The 18,550-nt window shown below is 70.6% G+C and carries 16 protein-coding genes and 1 tRNA gene; 12 read left to right on the forward strand and 5 right to left on the reverse strand.

The features are described 5' to 3' along the window. Positions 1-55 precede the first annotated feature (55 nt). Both ABIA33_RS19630 and ABIA33_RS19635 read left to right on the forward strand, forming a co-directional pair. Positions 56-2,098, forward strand: a complete 2,043-nt coding sequence (locus ABIA33_RS19630; RefSeq protein WP_370083308.1) for a TIM-barrel domain-containing protein — start codon at positions 56-58, stop codon at positions 2,096-2,098. Further along, a complete protein-coding gene (locus tag ABIA33_RS19635) occupies positions 2,095-4,083 on the forward strand; it encodes a beta-galactosidase (RefSeq protein ID WP_370083309.1) in 1,989 nt (662 codons plus the stop codon). Before ABIA33_RS19630 ends, ABIA33_RS19635 begins: the two co-directional genes overlap by 4 nt. A 33-nt stretch (positions 4,084-4,116) precedes the next feature. On the opposite strand, the gene ABIA33_RS19640 is transcribed toward ABIA33_RS19635, so the two are convergent. Further along, the gene (locus tag ABIA33_RS19640; protein WP_370083311.1) at positions 4,117-5,040 is read right to left on the reverse strand and encodes an LLM class F420-dependent oxidoreductase; all 924 of its coding nucleotides are present in this window, start codon (positions 5,038-5,040) and stop codon (positions 4,117-4,119) included. A 205-nt stretch (positions 5,041-5,245) separates the two neighbouring features. Between ABIA33_RS19640 and ABIA33_RS19645 the strand changes: the two genes are divergently transcribed. From ABIA33_RS19645 to ABIA33_RS19655, 3 genes are all read left to right on the forward strand, one after another. Beyond that, positions 5,246-6,280 carry a GNAT family N-acetyltransferase gene (locus ABIA33_RS19645; protein WP_370083313.1) on the forward strand — a complete coding sequence of 345 codons (1,035 nt, stop codon included), beginning with the start codon at positions 5,246-5,248 and terminating at the stop codon, positions 6,278-6,280. Positions 6,281-6,379: 99 nt separating this feature from the next. Next, positions 6,380-6,805, forward strand: coding sequence for an OsmC family peroxiredoxin (locus tag ABIA33_RS19650; RefSeq protein WP_370083315.1), 426 nt, complete (start codon positions 6,380-6,382; stop codon positions 6,803-6,805). Positions 6,806-7,107: 302 nt separating this feature from the next. After that, positions 7,108-9,000, forward strand: coding sequence for a putative bifunctional diguanylate cyclase/phosphodiesterase (locus tag ABIA33_RS19655; protein WP_370083317.1), 1,893 nt, complete (start codon positions 7,108-7,110; stop codon positions 8,998-9,000). A 304-nt stretch (positions 9,001-9,304) separates the two neighbouring features. Here the strand turns inward: ABIA33_RS19655 and ABIA33_RS19660 are convergent. Next, a tRNA-Lys gene (locus ABIA33_RS19660) sits at positions 9,305-9,378 on the reverse strand. Between the two features lie 114 nt (positions 9,379-9,492). Here ABIA33_RS19660 and ABIA33_RS19665 point away from each other — a divergent pair. Beyond that, positions 9,493-9,840 (forward strand): chorismate mutase, encoded by a 348-nt coding sequence (locus ABIA33_RS19665; protein WP_370083319.1) that lies wholly within the window; start codon positions 9,493-9,495, stop codon positions 9,838-9,840. A 1-nt stretch (position 9,841) separates the two neighbouring features. Here ABIA33_RS19665 and ABIA33_RS19670 read toward each other — a convergent pair whose 3' ends face one another. Further along, a complete protein-coding gene (locus ABIA33_RS19670; RefSeq protein WP_370083321.1) occupies positions 9,842-10,582 on the reverse strand; it encodes a 4'-phosphopantetheinyl transferase in 741 nt (246 codons plus the stop codon). Positions 10,583-10,774: 192 nt separating this feature from the next. Here ABIA33_RS19670 and ABIA33_RS19675 point away from each other — a divergent pair, with 192 nt between their 5' ends. Together ABIA33_RS19675 and ABIA33_RS19680 are read left to right on the forward strand one after the other, a co-directional pair. Further along, entirely contained in the window at positions 10,775-11,170 is a 396-nt protein-coding gene (locus ABIA33_RS19675) for a nuclear transport factor 2 family protein (RefSeq protein ID WP_370083323.1), read from the forward strand. 384 nt (positions 11,171-11,554) lie between these two features. Continuing rightward, a complete protein-coding gene (locus tag ABIA33_RS19680) occupies positions 11,555-12,529 on the forward strand; it encodes a metal ABC transporter solute-binding protein, Zn/Mn family (protein WP_370083325.1) in 975 nt (324 codons plus the stop codon). Between the two features lie 28 nt (positions 12,530-12,557). Here the strand turns inward: ABIA33_RS19680 and ABIA33_RS19685 are convergent, their stop codons facing one another. Further along, positions 12,558-13,712, reverse strand: a complete 1,155-nt coding sequence (locus ABIA33_RS19685) for an FAD-dependent oxidoreductase (protein WP_370083327.1) — start codon at positions 13,710-13,712, stop codon at positions 12,558-12,560. A gap of 137 nt (positions 13,713-13,849) precedes the next feature. Here ABIA33_RS19685 and ABIA33_RS19690 point away from each other — a divergent pair, with 137 nt between their 5' ends. Continuing rightward, positions 13,850-14,503: a TetR/AcrR family transcriptional regulator gene (locus ABIA33_RS19690; RefSeq protein ID WP_370083329.1), complete on the forward strand. Its 654-nt coding sequence runs from the start codon at positions 13,850-13,852 to the stop codon at positions 14,501-14,503. A 151-nt stretch (positions 14,504-14,654) separates the two neighbouring features. On the opposite strand, the gene ABIA33_RS19695 is transcribed toward ABIA33_RS19690, so the two are convergent. Continuing rightward, complete coding sequence (locus tag ABIA33_RS19695) at positions 14,655-15,629, reverse strand: LuxR C-terminal-related transcriptional regulator (RefSeq protein WP_370083331.1); 975 nt, start codon at positions 15,627-15,629, stop codon at positions 14,655-14,657. A gap of 405 nt (positions 15,630-16,034) precedes the next feature. Between ABIA33_RS19695 and ABIA33_RS19700 the strand changes: the two genes are divergently transcribed. The 3 genes from ABIA33_RS19700 (at position 16,035) to ABIA33_RS19710 (ending at position 18,410) form a co-directional block, all read left to right on the forward strand. After that, a complete protein-coding gene (locus ABIA33_RS19700) occupies positions 16,035-16,208 on the forward strand; it encodes a hypothetical protein (RefSeq protein WP_370083333.1) in 174 nt (57 codons plus the stop codon). A gap of 5 nt (positions 16,209-16,213) precedes the next feature. Next, on the forward strand, positions 16,214-16,543 hold the full coding sequence (locus ABIA33_RS19705) for a hypothetical protein (protein ID WP_370083335.1): 330 nt from the start codon (positions 16,214-16,216) through the stop codon (positions 16,541-16,543). Positions 16,544-16,799: 256 nt separating this feature from the next. After that, positions 16,800-18,410, forward strand: coding sequence for a hypothetical protein (locus tag ABIA33_RS19710; protein WP_370083337.1), 1,611 nt, complete (start codon positions 16,800-16,802; stop codon positions 18,408-18,410). Positions 18,411-18,550: the final 140 nt, after the last annotated feature.

Consider the following 18,550-nt stretch of genomic DNA (forward strand, 5'->3'; position numbering starts at 1 on the left):
CGCGCCGAGTGTCCGTCAACTTCGCTTCTGCCACGGCACATCCCTGGAGACACCCATGCCCAACCACATCCACGATCTCGGCGGCGCGCTGGAGTGGCGCGCCCGGGGCGAGACCCTGCGGATCGAGCCCTGGGGCCGCGACTCGGTACGCGTCCGGGCCACCCCGGGCGGCCCGCTGCTCGCCGACCTGCCGGGCGCACTGCTCGATCCGCCGGTTGTCGGCGAGGCCGTGGTGAAGATCGAGGGCAACACGGCCACCCTCGTCAACGGCGCGATCACCGTCCGCATCGACGGCAACGCGGAGGGCGTCGCCGACCCCCAACTGCACCCCGCCGCAGGGCGGATCACCTTCCTCCGCACCGCCGACGGCAGCGAGCTGCTCGCCGAGGAACCGCACCACTTCTGGTGGCCGGGCCCGCGCCTCTACACCGCCACCGGAAACGGCTACCACCGCCTGGAGCAGCGCTTCCGCGCCTACCGGGGCGAGCGCCTCTACGGCCTCGGCCAGCACACCCACGGCCTGCTCGACCAGAAGGGCGCCGTCATCGACCTGGTGCAGCGCAACGCCGAGGTCACCATCCCGTTCCTGCTCTCCGACCGGGGCTACGGCCTGCTCTGGAACTCCCCGGCGATAGGCCGAGTCGAGCTCGCCGAGACCGGCACCCGCTGGGTGGCCGACAGTGCCCGGCAACTCGACTACTGGGTGACCGCAGGGCAGCCCGCCGACATCCTCCGCAACTACGCCGACGCCACCGGGCACACCCCCGTGCTGCCCTGGTGGGCGTCCGGTTTCTGGCAGTGCAAGCTTCGCTACCGCACCCAGGAGGAGCTGCTGGCCGTCGCCCGCGAGTACCGCCGTCGCGGGCTGCCACTGGACGTCATCGTCTCCGACTTCTTCCACTGGACCCATCTGGGCGACTGGAAGTTCGACCCCGCCGAGTGGCCGGACCCGGCCGCGATGGTCGCCGAGCTGGACGAGCTCGGGGTGAAGCTGATGGTCTCGGTCTGGCCCTCCGTCAGCCCGCTCAGCGAGAACTACCACGAACTGCTCAACGAGGGCTTCCTGATCAACACCGAGTACGGCCCGGTCGCCCACGCGGACTGGCCCGACAAGGGACTCGACGCGTACTCCGCCCAGGTCGCCTTCTACGACGCCACCAACCCCGCCGCGCGCGCCTTCGTCTGGGACCGACTGAAGGAGAACTACCTCTCCCACGGCATCAAGGTCTGGTGGCTCGACGCCTGCGAGCCGGAGTTGAAGCCCGGCTATCCGGCGAACCTCCGCTACCACGCCGGACCCGGACTTGAGGTGGGCAACCTCTACCCGCGCGAGAACGCCCGGATGGTCTGGGAGGGGATGCACGCCGCCGGGGAGACCGAGGTCGTCTCGCTCAACCGCTCCTCCTGGGCGGGCGCCCAGCGCTACGGCGCCGCCCTGTGGTCCGGCGACATCGGCACCGACTTCGCCTCGCTGCGCACCCAGATCAAGGCCGGCCTCAACGTCGCCGTCTCCGGCATCCCCTGGTGGACCACCGACATCGGCGGTTTCCACGGCGGCGACCCGGACGACCCGGCCTACCGCGAGGTGCTGGTCCGCTGGTTCCAGTACGGCGCGTTCTGCCCGCTGTTCCGGCTGCACGGCTTCCGGGGCGAGGAGCAGAAGCTCGAACCCACCATGACCGGCCTGCCCAACGAGGTCTGGTCGTACGGCGAGGAGGCGTACCGCATCCTGGCCGACCATCTGCGGCTGCGCGAGCGGCTGCGCCCGTACCTCATGGAGCAGATGGCGGTCGCCGCCGAGCAGGGCCTGCCACCGATGCGGCCGCTGTTCCTGGAGTTCCCCGACGACGCCGACGCCTGGTCCGTGGACGACGCCTTCCTGCTCGGACCGGACCTGCTGGTCGCCCCGGTGACCGAGGCGGGCGCGCGCTGCCGCGAGGTGTACCTGCCGCACGGCGCGACCTGGACGGACGCCTGGACGGGCACCCCGTACCCGGGCGGGGGCACGGTCCTCGCCGATGCGCCGCTGGAGCGCATCCCGCTGTTCCTGCGCGACGGCGCGGAGCTGCCGATCCGTCAGGATGGGAACCGACGGTGATCCCTGGACCCGGCCTGGCCTTCGGCGGCGACTACAACCCGGAGCAGTGGGACGAGGCGGTCTGGAAGGAGGACGACGAGCTGATGCGGCAGGCCCGCGTCAACCTGGTCACGGTCGGCGTCTTCTCCTGGGCGCTGCTGGAACCCGAGGAGGGCCGCTACGACTTCGCGTGGTTGGACGCCCACCTTGACCGGCTGCACGCCAACGGCGTCCGGGTCGACCTGGCCACCCCCACGGCCTCGCCGCCGCCCTGGTTCACCCTGGCCCACCCCGAGGCCATGCCGGTCGGCGCGGACGGCACCCGGCTCACCCACGGCAGCCGCGACACCTACTGTCTCGCCTCCGCGGCCTATCGTCGCGCCGCCGTCGGCATCGCCTCTGCCCTGGCGGAGCGCTACGCCGACCATCCGGCGCTGGTGATGTGGCATCTCCACAACGAGTACGCCACGGTCTGCTACTGCGAGCAGTCCGCCGCCGCCTTCCGGGTCTGGCTCCGGGCGAGGTACGGGACCCTGGGCGCCCTCAACGACGCCTGGGGCACGGCCTTCTGGAGCCAGCGCTACGGCGCGTGGGAACAGGTCATGCCCCCGCGTGCCACGCAGTGGCACCACAACCCCGGCCACACCCTGGACTTCCGGCGGTTCTGGTCGGACCAGGCCCTGGCCGCCTACCGGGAGCAGCGCGACGCGATCCGCCGCCACAGCGGCCCGCAGGTCCCCGTCACCACCAACCTGATGCTGCCGGGCTACCAGGTCCTGGACCTGTGGGCGTTCGGCCGCGAGGTCGACTTCGTCGGCATCGACCACTACATGAGCGCTCCGGGCATGGACGGCGACGCCGACACCGCCTTCGGCGCCGATCGCGCCCGCTCCTTCGGCGGCGGCAAGCCTTGGCTGCTGATCGAGCAGGGCACCAACACCGTCTACGCCGGCGACCGCACCCTGCCCAAGGACCCGGGCAGGATCCTGCGCAGCTCGATCGCGCACATCGCGCGCGGCTCGGAGGGGGCGTTGTTCTTCCAGTGGCGGCAGTCACGAGCCGGCGCGGAGCTGTGGCACTCGGCGATGGTTCCGCACACGGGCCCCGACACGCGGATCTTCCGCGAGGCGGCGGCGACCGGGGAGGCCGTCGCACGGCTGGCCGAGGTCGCGGGCTCCACCGTCAGCGCCGAGGTGGCCGTGCTCTGGGACGCCGACGCCTGGTGGGCTCTGGACTCCCAGGGCATGCCGAGCGGCGATCTCGACTACCACGGCACCGTCATGCGCGCCCACCGCGCACTCTGGGACGCCGGGGTGACGACGGACTTCGCCCACCCCGAGGCCGCCGACCTGGCCCGCTACCGGGTCGTCCTCGCCCCGAGCCTCTACCTAGTCTCGGACCAGGGCGCGGCCACGCTGCGCCGCTACGTCGAGGGCGGCGGGACGCTGCTGGTGCAGTACTTCAGCGGCGTGGTCGACGCGCGGCACCAGGTGCGCACCGGCGGCTACCCGGGGGCCTTCCGGGAGGTGCTCGGCATCCGCGGCGAGGAGTTCCGCCCGCTGGCGGCGGGCGACGAGGTCGAACTGTCCGACGGTTCGTCAGGAACGGTGTGGAGCGAGGCGCTCCGGGCCGAGGGAGCGCAGGTCGTGGCCTCGTACACGACCGGGACGCTGGCCGGGGAGCCCGCCGTCACCCGGCACTCCTTCGGTGCGGGCACCGGCTGGTACGTCTCCACCCGACTCGACGACCGCGCCTACGCGGCGCTGATCGCGCGGGTCCTCGCCGAGGCGGGTGCGGCACCGGAGGTCCCGGGGCTGCCGAGCGGCGTCGAGGCGGTGCGCCGCCGTGCCGAGGACGGCCGCGGCTGGCTGTTCCTGCTCAACCACACCGCCGCCGACCAGCTCGTGGTCCCGGTCGCCGGGGTCGAGCTGCTGACCGGCGAACCGGTTCCCGCAGGCGGGCTGCGGGTCGCGGCGGGCGGGGTGGCGGTGGTGCGGGAGGGGTGAGCGGGGACTGACTTTGGACGGGATCGGGATTCCTCAACCGAGCTGCGGGCCGACCTCGGTGGCGATCAGTTCCAGGTGGTCCAGGTCGTCCAGGTCGAGGATCTGGAAGTACACCCGCTGGGTGCCGACCTCCGCGTAGCGGCCGATCCGGTCCACCACCTCGGCGGGGGTCCCGGCCAGGCCGTTGGCCCTGAGCTCGGCCGGGTCGCGGCCGATCGCCGAGGCGCGCCGGGCGACCTCGGCGTCGTCCCGGCCCACGCAGGCGACCAGGGCGTTGGAGTAGAGCATGTCGTCGGCCGGCCGCCCCCGCTCCGCGCATGCGGCGCGAACTCGCTGGATCTGCGTCCTGGTGTCGTCGACGGAGACGAAGGGCAGGTTGAACTCGGTGGCGTAGCGTGCCGCGATGGCGGGCAGGCGCTTGGCGCCCATGCCGCCGAGCAGCAGCGGGACGTGCGCCTGGACCGGCTTGGGCAGGGCGGGGGAGTCCTTGAGCTGGTAGTGGAGGCCGTCGTAGTCGAAGGTCTCGCCCGGCTCGGTCTCCCACAGGCCGGTGATGACGGCGAGTTGCTCCTCCAGGCGGTCGATCCTGCGCTCGGGGAAAGGGATGCCGTAGGCGGTGTGCTCGGCCTGGTACCAGCCCGCGCCGAGGCCCAACTCCACCCGGCCGCCGCTCATCGCGTCGACCTGGGCGACCTGGATGGCCAGGACGCCGGGCAGCCGGAAGGTCCCGGCGGTCATCAGGGTGCCGAGCCGGATGCGCTCGGTCTCCCGAGCCAGCCCGGCCAGGGTGATCCAGGCGTCGGTGGGCCCGGGGAGGCCGTCGGAGTCGCCCATTCTCAGGTAGTGGTCGGAGCGGAAGAAGCCGTCGAAGTGGAGCTGCTCGGCGGCCTGGGCGACGCGGAGCAGGGTCTCGTAGGAGGCGCCCTGCTGCGGTTCGGTGAAGATACGGAGGTCCATCGTCCCATCCTGCACCCGGTGACTCAGATGCCACTGGAGGCTCAACAGTTGACTGATCGTCATATTTTGGCTCCTAGCCCCGGCGTGGCCTCCCGGCCGTGGAGTGGGGCGGCTCATAGCGGGGCCTTCTGTCGGCGCACCAGGGTCGTCACGCATCCTTGGGGGACGACGGGCGCCCGGAGCGCCCCGATCACGGAGGCTGCGCGTGGGCGAGAACCTGGACCAGGTAAGGATCGTGCGTCTTGGAGCCGACCCGGCGCCGCCGCCGAGTGCCGGCGAGGTCGACGCCTGGCACGCGGTGCTGGCCGCCTGTGCCGCAGTGGACGAGCCCGGAGCAGCCGTGCCCGAACGCGCGTCCACCGCGGCGACGCTGCGGGCCGGACGCCCGGGTACGCGGGCACTTCGCTGGTTGGCCTGGGAGGGGGACAGCGTGGTCGGCATCGCCCTGCTGCGACTGTTCGACGAGAAGGACAGGGACCACCTCGGACGGTTCCGGATTCAGGTGCACCCGGAGCGGCGCAGGCACGGGGTCGGCACCGCGCTGCTCGCCGAGGTCCGCGGGGCGGCGCTGGCCGATGGGCGCGCCAGCCTGATCGCCCGCGCGGGCACCGGCGCTCCCGGTGACGCGTTCCTGGCCGCGTCGGGGGCCGCGCTCGCGCTGGAGTCCGTACTGCTTCGGCTCCGCGTCGCCGACTGCGACCAGGCCGCCCTGCGCGCCACGGTCAGGGCCGCGAGCCCGGGCTACCACCTGGTGCGCTGGCCCGGCGTCGCCCCCGGTGACCTGATCGGCACCTTCGCGGCGGCCAGGGAGGCGATGAACGACATGCCGACCGACGCCCTGGACCACGGGCGGACCAGCTGGGACGAGGAGCGCGTGCGCGGGGTCGCCCAGGCGATCGCGGCGCGCGGGGACACGCTGCTCACCGTGGCCGCGCTGGGCCTGGACGGGGAGGGCCAGGAGGTCGTCGCCGGGTTCAGCGAGATCGTCCTGCCGGCCGGCGACCCGACCCGCGCGCGGCAGTCCGACACCGCGGTGCTGAAGGCCCATCGTGGGCGGGGCCTGGGCCTGTGGGTGAAGGCGGCCATGCTGCAGTGGCTGCTGGGCGCGCACCCCGAGGTACAGGAGGTCGCCACAGCGTGCGCGGTCAGCAACACGCACATGATCGCGATCAACGAGCAGCTCGGCTTCCGCCCGCACGGCGGCGAGCGCCACTACCAGCTGGCGCTGACGGGTCGTTGATCGGTTCGGGTCATGATCGGTTGCCGGTCCCCGGGCAGGCCCTAGGGTGGGCAGGGCACACGAACGGACTCCACCGTATCGATCCAGGAGGTACCCAGCGTGGCTACCACACGCATCGCACGCACCGCATGGGAAGGCTCGCTGACGGAGGGCAAGGGCGTGGTCTCCCTCGTCACGTCCGGCGTCGGCGAGTTCGCGGTTTCCTGGGCCTCGCGCGCCGAGGCCGCGAACGGCAAGACCAGCCCGGAGGAGCTGATCGCCGCCGCCCATTCCAGCTGCTTCTCGATGGCGCTGTCACACGGGCTCACCGGCGCGGGCACGCCGCCCACGCTGCTGGAGACCCAGGCCGACGTCACCTTCCAGCCGGGGACGGGCATCACCGGCATCCACCTGACCGTGCAGGGGACGGTGCCGGGGCTCGACGAGGCCGGCTTCGTCAAGGCCGCGGAGGACGCCAAGGCCAACTGCCCGGTCAGCAAGGCGCTTTCGGGGACCACGATCACCCTGACGGCCAGTCTCGCCTGACCACGACCGGCGGCCTCACGCGCCGCTGCCCCGGCGTGCATGCGCCAGGGCAGCGGCGCGTGCGCCGTGTGCGTGCGCCGTCACGCTCTCCACTGAGGAGTGAATCGTTTCGCTATCGGTGGCCCGGTCCGAGGCCGCCACCTATGATCACTACTGTGAGTAGCGGTTGTGTGAACGGTTGAGCGAGCGGTTGAGCGGGAGTGTGGGACAGGAGAGCGGTGCCGGGCCCGAGCGGTGGTGGCAACGGAGGCGGCGCTGACAGCGCTGATGGCGCTGCCGGCGCCGATGAGTCGCAGGCGGCTGTGCTGAGCTGTCCTTCCTGCGAGGAGCCACTGCACTCGCTGACCGCCCGGCTCGCCGAGGACCTGCGGGCGAGCGAGACCAGATTCCGGGCCGCGTTCACCGACGCGGGCATCGGCATGGCCCTGGTCGACCCGGAGGACTTCATCATCGAGGCCAACCCGGCCCTCGCGGAGATGCTGGGACGCACGGTCCCCGAGCTGATGCGGCTGCACATCCACGAACTGCTCGACGTCGAGGAGCACCCTCGCCGGGTCTACCTCGAACTGCTGCGCGGCGACCGGGACCGGATCCGGCTGGAGAAGCGGCTCAAGCACCGACGCGGCCACGCCGTCTGGACCAATGTGACCATGTCGCTGATCCGGGACGGCGACGGCCGCCCCCAGTACACCCTGGCCATGGTCGAGGACATCTCCGAGGCCCGCAGGCTCGGCGACCGGCTGCACTACCAGGCCATGCACGACCCGCTGACCAGGCTGCCGAACCGTTCGCTCTTCTTCGACCGGCTGGCGAGCGCCTTCACCGAGGCGGACCAGCGCGTCGGCCTGTGCTACCTGGATCTCGACGGCTTCGCGGCCGTCAACGACACCCTCGGGCACCATGTCGGTGACGAGCTCCTCGTCGCCGTGGCCCGGCGGCTCGAACAGCGGTTCGCCGCGCGTGGTCATCTGGTGGCCCGGATGGGCGGCGACGAGTTCGCCGTCCTGGTGCCGCGCAGCGCCGGGGCCGAGGAGTTGACGGCGCTGGCCGCCGAGCTGGTGGAGATCCTGTCCGCGCCCTACGACCTGGCCGGGCAGCGGGTCGTGGCCACGGCGAGCGTCGGTGTCGTGGAGCGCCCGGTCCCCGGCACCTCACCCGCCGACCTGGTCAAGGACGCCGACGCCACGCTGAGCTGGGCGAAGAGCGACGGCCGGGCCCGCTGGGCGCTCTACGACCCGGAGCGGATCGCGCACCAGATGACCCGCCAGGTCCTGGCGACGACGATGCGCCCGGCGCTGGAGCGCGGGGAGTTCATCGTCGAGTACCAGCCGCTGGTCGATCTCAGGACCGGGCCCGAGGGACCAGGCGGCCCGGACGGTATGGGCGCCCTGCGCGGGGTCGAGGCCCTGGTCCGCTGGCAGCACCCGCGGTTCGGCAAGCTCGCCCCGGACCGCTTCATCGGCATCGCCGAGGAGACCGGCGCGATCGTCCCGCTCGGACGCTGGGTGCTGGAGACCGCGTGCACCCAGGCCCGAGCCTGGCTGGACCGCTTCCCGCAACAACAGGTCTTTGTCAGCGTCAATCTGGCGGCCCGTCAGTTCTGGGACTCGGATGTCGTCGCCGACGTCGCCGAGGTGCTGGGCGAGACCCGGCTCCCGGCCCGGCTGCTGCAGCTGGAACTCACCGAGAGCGCGGTGATGGGCCCCTCCGGACGTCCCCTGGAGGCGCTGCACGCGCTGGCCGCGATGGGAGTGCGCATCGCCATCGACGACTTCGGCACGGGGTACTCCAACCTGGCCTACCTCAGCAGGCTGCCGGTGCACGTCCTCAAGCTGGACGGGAGTTTCCTCGAGGGATTCCAGGAGGTGAGCGCGGCCACGGCTCCGCCCGGACCGGCGCCTGCCTTTGGACCGGGACCAGGAACAGGGGCGGGACCGGGGGCGGGATCGGGACCGGGATCGGGACCGGGACCGGGGACAGGGGCCGGGGCGCGCCGGGAGGCCGCGGATGAGCAGATCGTCTCGGCGCTGGTACGGCTGGCCCACGCCCTGGGCCTCACTGTGACCGCCGAGGGCGTGGAGAGCGCCTCACAGGCGGTCCGGCTCCGCGCGACGGACTGCGACACCGCGCAGGGCTGGCACTTCGGCCGTGCCATGGCCCCGGAGGCGATCACCCGCCTGCTGAGCGGCGGCTGACGACCTGGGGAGCGACAGGGCTCCAATCAGCGCACGCCGTCTGGTGTTTCCCCGGCCGGCCCGGCGGAACTGCTGACTCCCGGGTTCATCGAACAGCTGAAGCACCCCACGGGTGCCCTCGCCCGGATCCTGCGCACGGCCGACGCGGTCTGCCCGGACTGGACGACGTCGACCACACCCGGTCGGCCCTGCTGTCCTACCCAGATTCTGGAGTGGTTCCGAGGGCTGGCCTGCGCCTCGTAGCCGCCCGAAAAAATGGCTCTGGGCCTCCTCCCCGTCGGGAGAAGGCCCAGAGCCGTTCAGGTGCGCCGCCAGGGACTCGAACCCCGGACCCGCTGATTAAGAGTCAGCTGCTCTAACCAACTGAGCTAGCGGCGCGTGCTGACCTGGAAGAGATTACATGATCTGGGCAGCAAATGCCGAATCGGTATCCTGGGGCCTGACACTGCTGCTGTGAGCAGTGGTGATGACCGATGCCCGACGGGGGAACGCATGACCGAGAGCTCAACCACGGCGTCCAGCGGCGCGGCGTCCAGCGACGACGAGGCCGTCGACGCGCACGCCCGTACCGAGCTGGCGCGGCTGCGCGGGAGCATCGACAACATCGACGCCGCGATCGTCCACATGCTCGCCGAACGGTTCAAATGCACCCAGGAGGTCGGGCGGCTCAAGGCGGAGTACCGCCTGCCGCCCGCGGACCCGAACCGGGAGCGCGAGCAGATCGAGCGGCTGCGCTCGCTGGCCGAGAACGCGCGACTGGACCCGGCCTTCGCGGAGAAGTTCCTGAACTTCATCATCGCCGAGGTCATCCGGCACCACGAGACGATCGCGCGCGCCTGATCTACCTTCCCGGGCGTCCGGTTCCCGGTTCGCCGGATTCCGGCTCTTCGGCTCCCGGCTCTCCAGTTCCCGGGTGCGGGACGGTGACGGCGGTGAGGATCAGGCCTTCCCTGGCCAGCCAGCGGCCGGTGAAGCCGGCCAGGGGTGCCCGCGCCCCGGGCAGGCGCGGTCCCGGCACCAGCAGCGCGGCGATGAAGGTGCCGCCGTCCGGGTCGACAGTGATCTCCGCCTCCTGGAAGTCCAGCTCGCGCCCGGCCAACGGGTACCAGGCCTTGAAGACGGATTCCTTGGCGCTGAACAGCAGCCGGTCCCAGTGGACCGCGGGGGCCGCCACGGCGAGCGCGGCCATCCAGCGGCGCTCGCGGGCCAGCGCGACCACGTCGAGGACGTCTCCCGGTAGCGGGGCGTCGGGCTCGGCATCGATGCCGATCGCCGCCATGTCGGCGGACCGAGCCACGGCCGCTCCCCGGAAGCCGTCACAGTGGGTCATGCTGCCGACCGCTCCCTCCGGCCACCGCGGCGCTCCCCGGGTGCCGGGCAGCAGCGTGGCCGGCGGCAGGCCAATCGAAGTCAGCGCGCGTCGCGCGCACAGCCGGACGGTCGCGAACTCGTTCCGTCGCCGCTCAACCGCCGACGCGACGACGGCCCACTCCTCCGGATGGAGATGATCGGCAGGCGTGCCCGGCGGGTCGGCGAAGGTCTCTGCCGTGGCCACACCAGGGGGTACCAGCTCGTCCAGCACAGGAGTCTCTCCATCAGGTCCGCCGGAGAACGGTCCCGCTCCGGGGGTGGCGGGCCGATCGCTCCCGAGTATTTCAGAGGCGGAATTCCAGGCCGCGGGTTGGTGGCAGCACGGGACTGGCCCGCCGACCCGTGCAGTGACAGGGTGGATACGTCAGCTTGTACCTGTTTGTCAGGAAGGTGGCGATATGCCATGGCTGAACATCCGCACGCCGCACTGATCCGAAGGGGATACGAGGCGTTCTCGCGGGGCGACATGGACACCCTCAGGGGGATGATGACCGCGGACTGCACGCAGCACGTACCCGGGAACCACCCGCTATCCGGTGACTTCAAGGGCGTGGACGCGGTCCTCGACTACTACCGGACGCTCGCCACGGAGACGAACGGAACCCTCCGGGTCGACCTTCGGCGCCTGTTCATTGACGGCCGGGGCCACGTGATGTCGGTGCACCAGCTCACCGCCGAGCGGGCCGGTAAGAAGCTCGACCTGGCGGGCGGCATCGTGTTCCGCATCGTCGGCGAGAAGATCACCGACCTCGACGAGTGCATGGAGGACGTTTCAGCGGCCGACGAGTTCTGGGCCTGAGGCCGCAGCGGCGTCGTCGCGCGCAGGGTCCGCGCGTCACAGCGCTCGCCGTTCCGGTCCCCGGACTGGTCGTCAATCCGCGACCTGGGCCGGGCAACGACCGGTCACATGCCGGCGGGTGACCGGCGGGTGACCGAGCACCAGGGAACGGCCAAGGGCGTACTCCCTTCGGGGAGTACGCCCTTGGCCGTTCCCTGGTGCGTTGTGCGCTGGCGACGCCGACCGGAGGGTGAGCCGGAGGCTGCGGGCAGGCCCCGATGGGGAGGCTGGTCAAGGTTTGGTAATGGTTTTCATCCCTAGGCCATTCGAGGTGGTGATGAAAACTGTTTCCATCTAACGTGATGCCTATCCCGCAGACCTGCCCTGCTCAAGGAGACCTTCACCATGAATGCCATCTCGTCCCGCACCGTCCGCCGTCGAGCCCTCCGGTTCGCGCTCGGTGCCGCAGGCGTCGTGGCGCTCGGGACCACCAGTGCCTGTTCCACCACGGCCCCTACCGCGTCCACCGCGAACGCCTCCACCAGTGCGAGCGGCAGCGGCAAGGTGATCCAGGTGGCGGCGGCGGAGAACTTCTGGGGCAGCATCGCCGCCCAGCTCGGCGGCAGCCACGCCCATGTGACCAGCATCATCACCAACCCGAACACCGACCCGCACTCCTACGAGCCCACGGCCGCGGACGCGCGGACGGTCACCACCGCGCAGTATGTGGTGGTGAACGGGATCGGCTACGACGCGTGGGCGGACAAGCTCCTGTCCACCAACCCGGGCAGCGGGCGCACCGAGCTGAAGGTCGGCGACCTGGTCGGGATCCAGCCTGGCGGCAACCCGCACCGCTGGTACTCCCCGGACAACGTCCACCAGGTCATCGAGCAGATCACCGCCGACTACAAGAAGACAGACCCCTCCGACGCCTCCTACTTCGACCAGCAGAAGACCGCCTTCGAGACCCAGACCCTCAGCCAGTACAACCAGTTGATCAGCGACATCAAGGCCAAATACGCGGGCACCCCGATCGGCGCCTCGGAGTCGATCGTCACCCCGCTCGCCGACGGCCTGGGGCTGAAGTTGCTCACGCCCGCGACCTTCCTCTCCGCCATGAGCGAGGGCACCGACCCCACCGCCGCCGACAAGGCCACCATCGACCAGCAGATCAAGAGCAAGCAGATCAAGGTCTACGTCTACAACAGCCAGAACTCCACCCCCGACGTGGTGGCCCAGGTGAACCTGGCCAAGTCCGAGGGCATCCCGGTCGCCACCGTCACCGAGACCCTCGCCCCCGTCGGCGCCACCTTCCAGCAATGGCAGACCACTCAGCTGCAGGGCATCGAGGCCGCCCTCGCCAAGGCCACCGGGAAGTAACGTCGATAACCCGTTCTCGCGGACGGGCTCAGGGCTGGGCGTCGCCGTCGTCGCCGCTGTCGCCGAAGTCGGGGATGTCGGCGGACAGCAGGTGCTCGGCGCCACCTTCGAGGATCTTGGCCGTCTCGGTGGAGCGGGGGAGCATGGTCTTCTCATAGGTGCGGATGGCGTCGTCGACGGTGGCCGCGTCCGCGAGAGCGAGGGCGAGCTCGCTGGCGTCGAGCATGGCGAGGTTGACGCCGACGCCGAGCGGGGGCATGAGGTGGGCGGCGTCGCCGAGCAGGGTCACGGTCGGGTTGTGCTCCCAGGTGTGCGGGACCGGGAGGGCGAAGATCGGGCGGTCGACGTAGGGACCTTCGTTGTCGGTGATCATCTGGCGCATGCGGGGCGCCCAGTTGGCGTACTCGTCGAGGAGCAGGGCTCGGATGCCGTTGGTGTCGTCGGCGGTCAGGCCGCTCTGGCTGATCAAGTCGAGCGGGACTCGCTGGATGATGTAGACGCGGATGTGGTTTCCGCTGTTGCGCTGGGCGAACAGGCCGCGGTCGCCGTCAGCTGCGTGGGCGCCGCCCAGGCCGACCAGTTCCGCAATGTCGAGGTGGCGGTTCTCGACGTCGGAGAACCGGGCCTCCAGGAAACTCACCCCGGTGTACTCGGGGACGGCGGAGGACACGGCCGGGCGTACCCGGGAGAAGGCGCCGTCGGCGCCGATGACCAGATCGGTCTCGATGGTCGTGCCGTCGGCGAAGTGCAGCTGCCGCGGCCCGTCGGCGGGCCCGCTGATCGTGTCGAGGGCTTGTCCCCAGTGCACGGTTCCCGGTTGCAGGGAGTCCAACAGCAGGTCGCGCAGCTGGCCGCGGTCGATTTCCGGCTTGAAGAGCTCGTCGGCCTCGGGGACCGTATGGGACGTAATCGTGCCGGTCGGGTCCATCTGGCGCATTTCCTGCCCTTCGGGGCGCGCCAGCTTGAAGAACTCGTCGAGCAGGCCGGCTTCGCGCAGGGCGATCTGGCCATTGTCGGCGTGCAGGTCCAGGGTGCCGCCCTGGTTGCGCGCGTCCGCACTCGGTGCGCGGTCGTAGACGGTGACCGTGATGCCGCGCCGCTGGAGTATGCGGGCGCAGGTCAGCCCGCCGGGTCCGGCGCCGATGATGCTGATCCTGGCCCGGGCAGGTGCTACGGAGTTCATGGTGTTCCCTTCGTCGGCGCCGGATCACGGCCGCGGCCCTGTGCCGCGGACCCGTCAGGCGCCGCCTACGTTATTTGTAACGACTCCAAATATACAACCGTTTCAACTTTGCCACAATGTCGGGTAGGGTTGACGACATGGCAGAGACGATCGACCGCGACGGAACGGGCGGGCGGCGCGAACGCAAGAAGGCCGCCACCCGCCAGGCGCTCGCCGACACGGCGCTGCGGCTGTTCCTGGAACGCGGCTACGAGCAGGTGGGCGTCCGCGAGATTGCCGAGGGCGCCGACGTGTCGGTGTCGACCCTGTTCAACTACTTCCCCCAAGGCAAAGAGGCCCTGGTCTTCGACGAGGACGCCCGCAACGAGGCCGCCCTGATCCGCGCGGTCACCGACCGGCCACCTGGCCAGACCATCCCCCACGCTCTGCGCGCCCACCTCACCGGCTTCGTCGACTCGGCCCACACCCGAGACCCCCGCTTCGCCGACTTCCAGCGGCTGGTCAAGGAGACCCCGGCCCTGCGCGAGTACTCCCGCACGATGTGGCTGCGCCACGAACACGCCCTGGCGCGCGCTCTCGCCGACCAGACCGGCCGGCCGCACGGCGACCTCATCTGCGCCGCCTACGCCCGGTTCACCCTCGAAACCCTCGCGTTCGCCGGCTCCCGCCCCGACCCCGCCGCCGCCATCGACCAGGCCTGCCTCCTGCTCGACCAGGGTTGGACGACCACCGTCGCCCACCATGACCCCGAACCCGGCCGACCCGCCCCTGCCCCCTCCCCAACCGGATAGGGCGCGCTGTTGTTGGGCGCGGGCGGAGGTCGCCTTCTCCCAGCTGCGACTCCATCGGGTTGTGGCGCTGATTTTTCAGCGCCACGTGGCGTTCGTGGTTCGAGGGCGTGATGACGCTGCCGTCCTGTTGGGAGCTGGCAGGACGGCGGGTTCAGAGCCAGCCGTTATGGGCGGCTTTGATGCCGGCTTCGAAGCGGCTGGTGGCGCTGAGGCGTTCCATGATGGAGGCCATGTGGCGCTTGACGGTGCGGGAGGAGATGCCCAGGCGCTGGCTGGCCGTGTCGTCGGTGAGGCCGGTGCCGAGCAGGCGCAACAGTTCGCGTTCGGTGTCGGTCAGGCCGGTTTCGGGGTCGTCGGTGCGGGTGGCGCCGAGGGGGACGGCGGTGGCCCATGCCTGATCGAATAGTTCACCGAGAGCGCGGACCAAGCCGGGTTCGGTGACGTGGAGGGCGCCCTTGCGGGTGTCGGCGGGGTCGATGGGGACCAGGGCCTGACTGCGGTCGATGATGACCAGGCGCTGGGGTATGACGGGTGCGGTGCGGACCTCGCTGCCCAGGCTGAGGAGCCACTGCGCGTAGGCGGTGGCGTGTGGGTCGTTGCGGGTGGCGTCCTGGTAGAGGGACTTGATGGTGACGCCTCGGGCGATGGTGGTGGCGTTTCCTTCGCGGCCTGCGGCGAGGTCCTCGGGGCGCTGGCTGGCGCCGGGGTGGACGCCGAGAACCTCGGTGGTGGCGCTGCGGCCGAGGAGGTCAAGGCGGGTCTGGATGGCGTCCATGCCGAGGAGGCGTTCGCCGTGGGTGGCGCGGGTGTCGGCGCGGTCGGCCACGAGGCGGGTGACTGCGGCACGGGAGGCTGCGAGCTGGGCCTGGCGGGCCGCCAGGTCGGCTTCCTGGCGAGCCAGCATGTCCGCCAGGCCGATCTCGGGGGTGACCGCGCGCATCTGCCCGGGGTGTTCGCTGGAGGCGCGCACCAGCATCAACTGGGCGAGTTCGTCCAGGCAGTCGTGGACCTGGCCGGGCGTCAGGCCGCAGCTAGGTGCGAGCTCGTCGACGCCGTGGCCGGGGTGGTCGAGCAGGGCCTGATAGACCGCCCCGGCCGCTGCGGTCAGCCCCAGTGTTTCCAGCATCGCGGCGCATCCTCCGATTGTGGCACCGCCCCCGAGCGGCACCGGCGGGCTCATGATCGCAGCCGCACCGGCCCACTTCAAGATCGGTTCTGTGGGGCTTCGCTGCAGGTCAGGGCATATGAGCGGGGATTCCGCTTGGCGGCTACTGGGGCGATTGCGCTGATGTGTTCCGCCACTGAAACGGACTTTCGATCACCTAGCAGACATGGCAGGGGCATGACATTATGTCCTGATCGTGACTGGCCCTTTGGAGACACCGGGAAGCCCTTCCGGGGGCGTTGATCTGCGACGAAGCTATTCATTGCCAGCAGGGAACAGCCCGAACGGCAGCCGGACGAAGCGTCACCGCGGGACGCGAGATCCGGAGATGGACACCCGTCTCTTCTCCAGCAAAGGACCACTGCCATGATCCGCACCCGTCTCGCCCAGGCCGCCGCGGTCGCCACCCTCGCCGTCGGCACCGTCATCCTGCTGCCCGTCACCGCCGTCGCCGCCCCCGCCACCCAGGCCGCCGCCGCCTCTGCCCCCGCCCCCGTCGCCGGTGCCACGGTCACCCCGGACAACCTCACCTGGGGCTGAGCGCCTTGGACATCGTCTACACCAGCCTGGACCGCCGCCCCGCAGTGGATCAGGCCCCCGTGGGCGAGGTCGCCGAGGTCATCGACGCCCTATGGGCACACGCCACGCCCGACGACCGCCTCGAACACGCCAGCGGCCGCCCTGAACCGGACCGGATCGACCTGCTCCTGTTCCTGCGGACCCCCGACGACCCCGACCCCGACGGCGCACAGCGGCGAGCCGCCGCACTCGTCTACCGCAGTCATCTCGCCTCACCCCTCCTGCAGCGCCGCTACCTTCCCCCACCCCCGGCGCCCGCGTCCTCCCAGGCGCACGGCACCCGACGCGCCACCTGACCCAGCGCTGCGTAGTTTGACGACCGCTGTTCCTGCAGGACAGCCGTCCAATCGAGCCCACTGCCCCCGAATGCGGGGACTGTGACGGGTTCTCATCCACAGCCCGGCTGCCTGGCGCCGACACGGCGCACCCCCTGCACCGCCCGCACATCCCAGGCCGCTCCACGGTCGGCTGTTCCTGCAGGACAGCCGTCACCAGCGACGGCCACGGCCGTGAAACACCCACATTCCGCAGACTTGCACAGGAGAAACTGTCATGACCACGTCCAAGCGCGCCCGTTCCTTCGTCGCAGTCGCAGTCGCCGTCGCCGCCGCCGCCGGACTCGGCCTGAACGCCGCCACCAACTCCTTCGCCGCCGACCAGGCCGGAACGAACACCGACACCCCGGTCTACGCCACCACCGGCACCCCGCTGGTCGGCACCGACGGGACTTTCACCACCGACATCAGCAACCCGGAGACAGCCACCGCCACCCAGGTCGCCACCGACACCAGCTCCTCGGTCACCAACAACACAAGCCTGTCCAGCAACAGCATGACCCCCAACTTCGTCAGCAACACCAAGGGCGGCGGCATCACCGTCAACCAGATCATGGCCCGCGCCCAGTCCTGGGTGAACGAGGGCGTCCCGTACAACCAGGGTGCCTCCCACAGCGACGCCAACGGCACCTACCGCGAGGACTGCTCCGGCTTCGTGTCCATGGCCTGGAACCTCCCCTACAGCCGCACCACCTGGACCCTCGACGACTCCGCGATCACCACGCACATCACCCAGTCCCAGCTCCAGCCCGGCGACGCCCTCGACTACGACACCGAACACGTCATCCTCTTCGCGGGCTGGAAGGACAAGTCGGCCGGCAGCTTCTACTACTACGCCGAGTCCAACCCGAGCGTCCTGACCAACGAGTACGTCGGCAACTTCAACAACGCCACCATCGCCGGATGGCCGGTCGGCGCCTACAACTTCCTGCACTACAAGCAGGTCAGTGCGACCGTCACAAGCCAGAACACCGCCCACCTGTTCGGCGTCACCTCCAGCGGCACCATCACCAACGCCGACGCCGACTACAGCGCCGGCACCTGGTCCAGCTGGAAGACCGTCACCGGCGCGTCCGGCATCTCGATGATCACAACCGCCTCCACCGGCGACATGACCCGCCTCTTCGCGATCGGCTCAGGCGGCACCATCGTCAACGCGGACGCCAACTACAGTGCCGGCACCTGGTCCAGCTGGCACACCGTCCCGGGCAGCCCCAGCGGCATGACCAGCCTGACCGCCGCCGCCACCGGCAACACCGTCCGCCTCTTCGCCGTCGGCTCCAACGGCTACGTCTACAACGCGGACGCAAACTACACCGCCGGAACCTGGTCGGCCTGGAAGCAGATCCCCGGCGGCGCCGCCGGCATCAAGGGCCTGGCCGCCGCCGCGACCGGCAACACCGTCCGCCTGTTCATGATCGGCTCCGACACCAAGCTCTACAACCAGGACGTCGACTACAACGCCAGCACCTGGACCGGCGTGATGACCGTCCCCGGAGGCGCCACCGGCGCCCAGTCCATCACCGCCTCCACCGTCGGCAACACCGTCCACCTCTTCTACGTCGGCTCCAACAGCTACGCCTACAACCTCGACGCCGACTACAGCGCCAGCACCTGGACCGCCATCGTCGGCGTCCCCGGCAACGCCTCCGGCCTGAAGGACATCACCTCCACCGTCACCGGCAGCGTCCTGCACCTGTTCATGATCGGCTCCGACAACACCGCCTACAACGTGGACGCCGACTACGGCAAGGGCACCTGGTCCAGCGTCTTCCACGTCGCCGGCGGCGACAGCGGGCTCGTCAACATCACCGCCTCCAACAGCTGACAACCCACCACCAGCAACACAGCGCCCGGCCTCCCCACGAGGTCGGGCGGGTCTGTCTTTTTCTTTGTGTATGGCTGGTGCGGTGGTTGCTGTCGTGCTGTTTGGTGGCTCTTACTGCTGGGTGACGCGATCGCCGTAGA

The organism is Streptacidiphilus sp. MAP12-16 (genome assembly GCF_041262165.1).
Taxonomy (GTDB): Bacteria; Actinomycetota; Actinomycetes; order Streptomycetales; family Streptomycetaceae; genus Streptacidiphilus.

Coding starts and splice junctions, on each gene's coding strand:
- ABIA33_RS19630 (WP_370083308.1), top strand. CDS start 56: ATGCCCAACCACATCCACGATCTCGGCGGCGCGCTGGAGTGGCGCGCC.
- ABIA33_RS19640 (WP_370083311.1), bottom strand. CDS start 5,040: ATGGACCTCCGTATCTTCACCGAACCGCAGCAGGGCGCCTCCTACGAG.
- ABIA33_RS19665 (WP_370083319.1), top strand. CDS start 9,493: ATGACCGAGAGCTCAACCACGGCGTCCAGCGGCGCGGCGTCCAGCGAC.
- ABIA33_RS19675 (WP_370083323.1), top strand. CDS start 10,775: ATGGCTGAACATCCGCACGCCGCACTGATCCGAAGGGGATACGAGGCG.
- ABIA33_RS19680 (WP_370083325.1), top strand. CDS start 11,555: ATGAATGCCATCTCGTCCCGCACCGTCCGCCGTCGAGCCCTCCGGTTC.
- ABIA33_RS19685 (WP_370083327.1), bottom strand. CDS start 13,712: ATGAACTCCGTAGCACCTGCCCGGGCCAGGATCAGCATCATCGGCGCC.
- ABIA33_RS19690 (WP_370083329.1), top strand. CDS start 13,850: ATGGCAGAGACGATCGACCGCGACGGAACGGGCGGGCGGCGCGAACGC.
- ABIA33_RS19695 (WP_370083331.1), bottom strand. CDS start 15,629: ATGCTGGAAACACTGGGGCTGACCGCAGCGGCCGGGGCGGTCTATCAG.
- ABIA33_RS19700 (WP_370083333.1), top strand. CDS start 16,035: ATGATCCGCACCCGTCTCGCCCAGGCCGCCGCGGTCGCCACCCTCGCC.
- ABIA33_RS19710 (WP_370083337.1), top strand. CDS start 16,800: ATGACCACGTCCAAGCGCGCCCGTTCCTTCGTCGCAGTCGCAGTCGCC.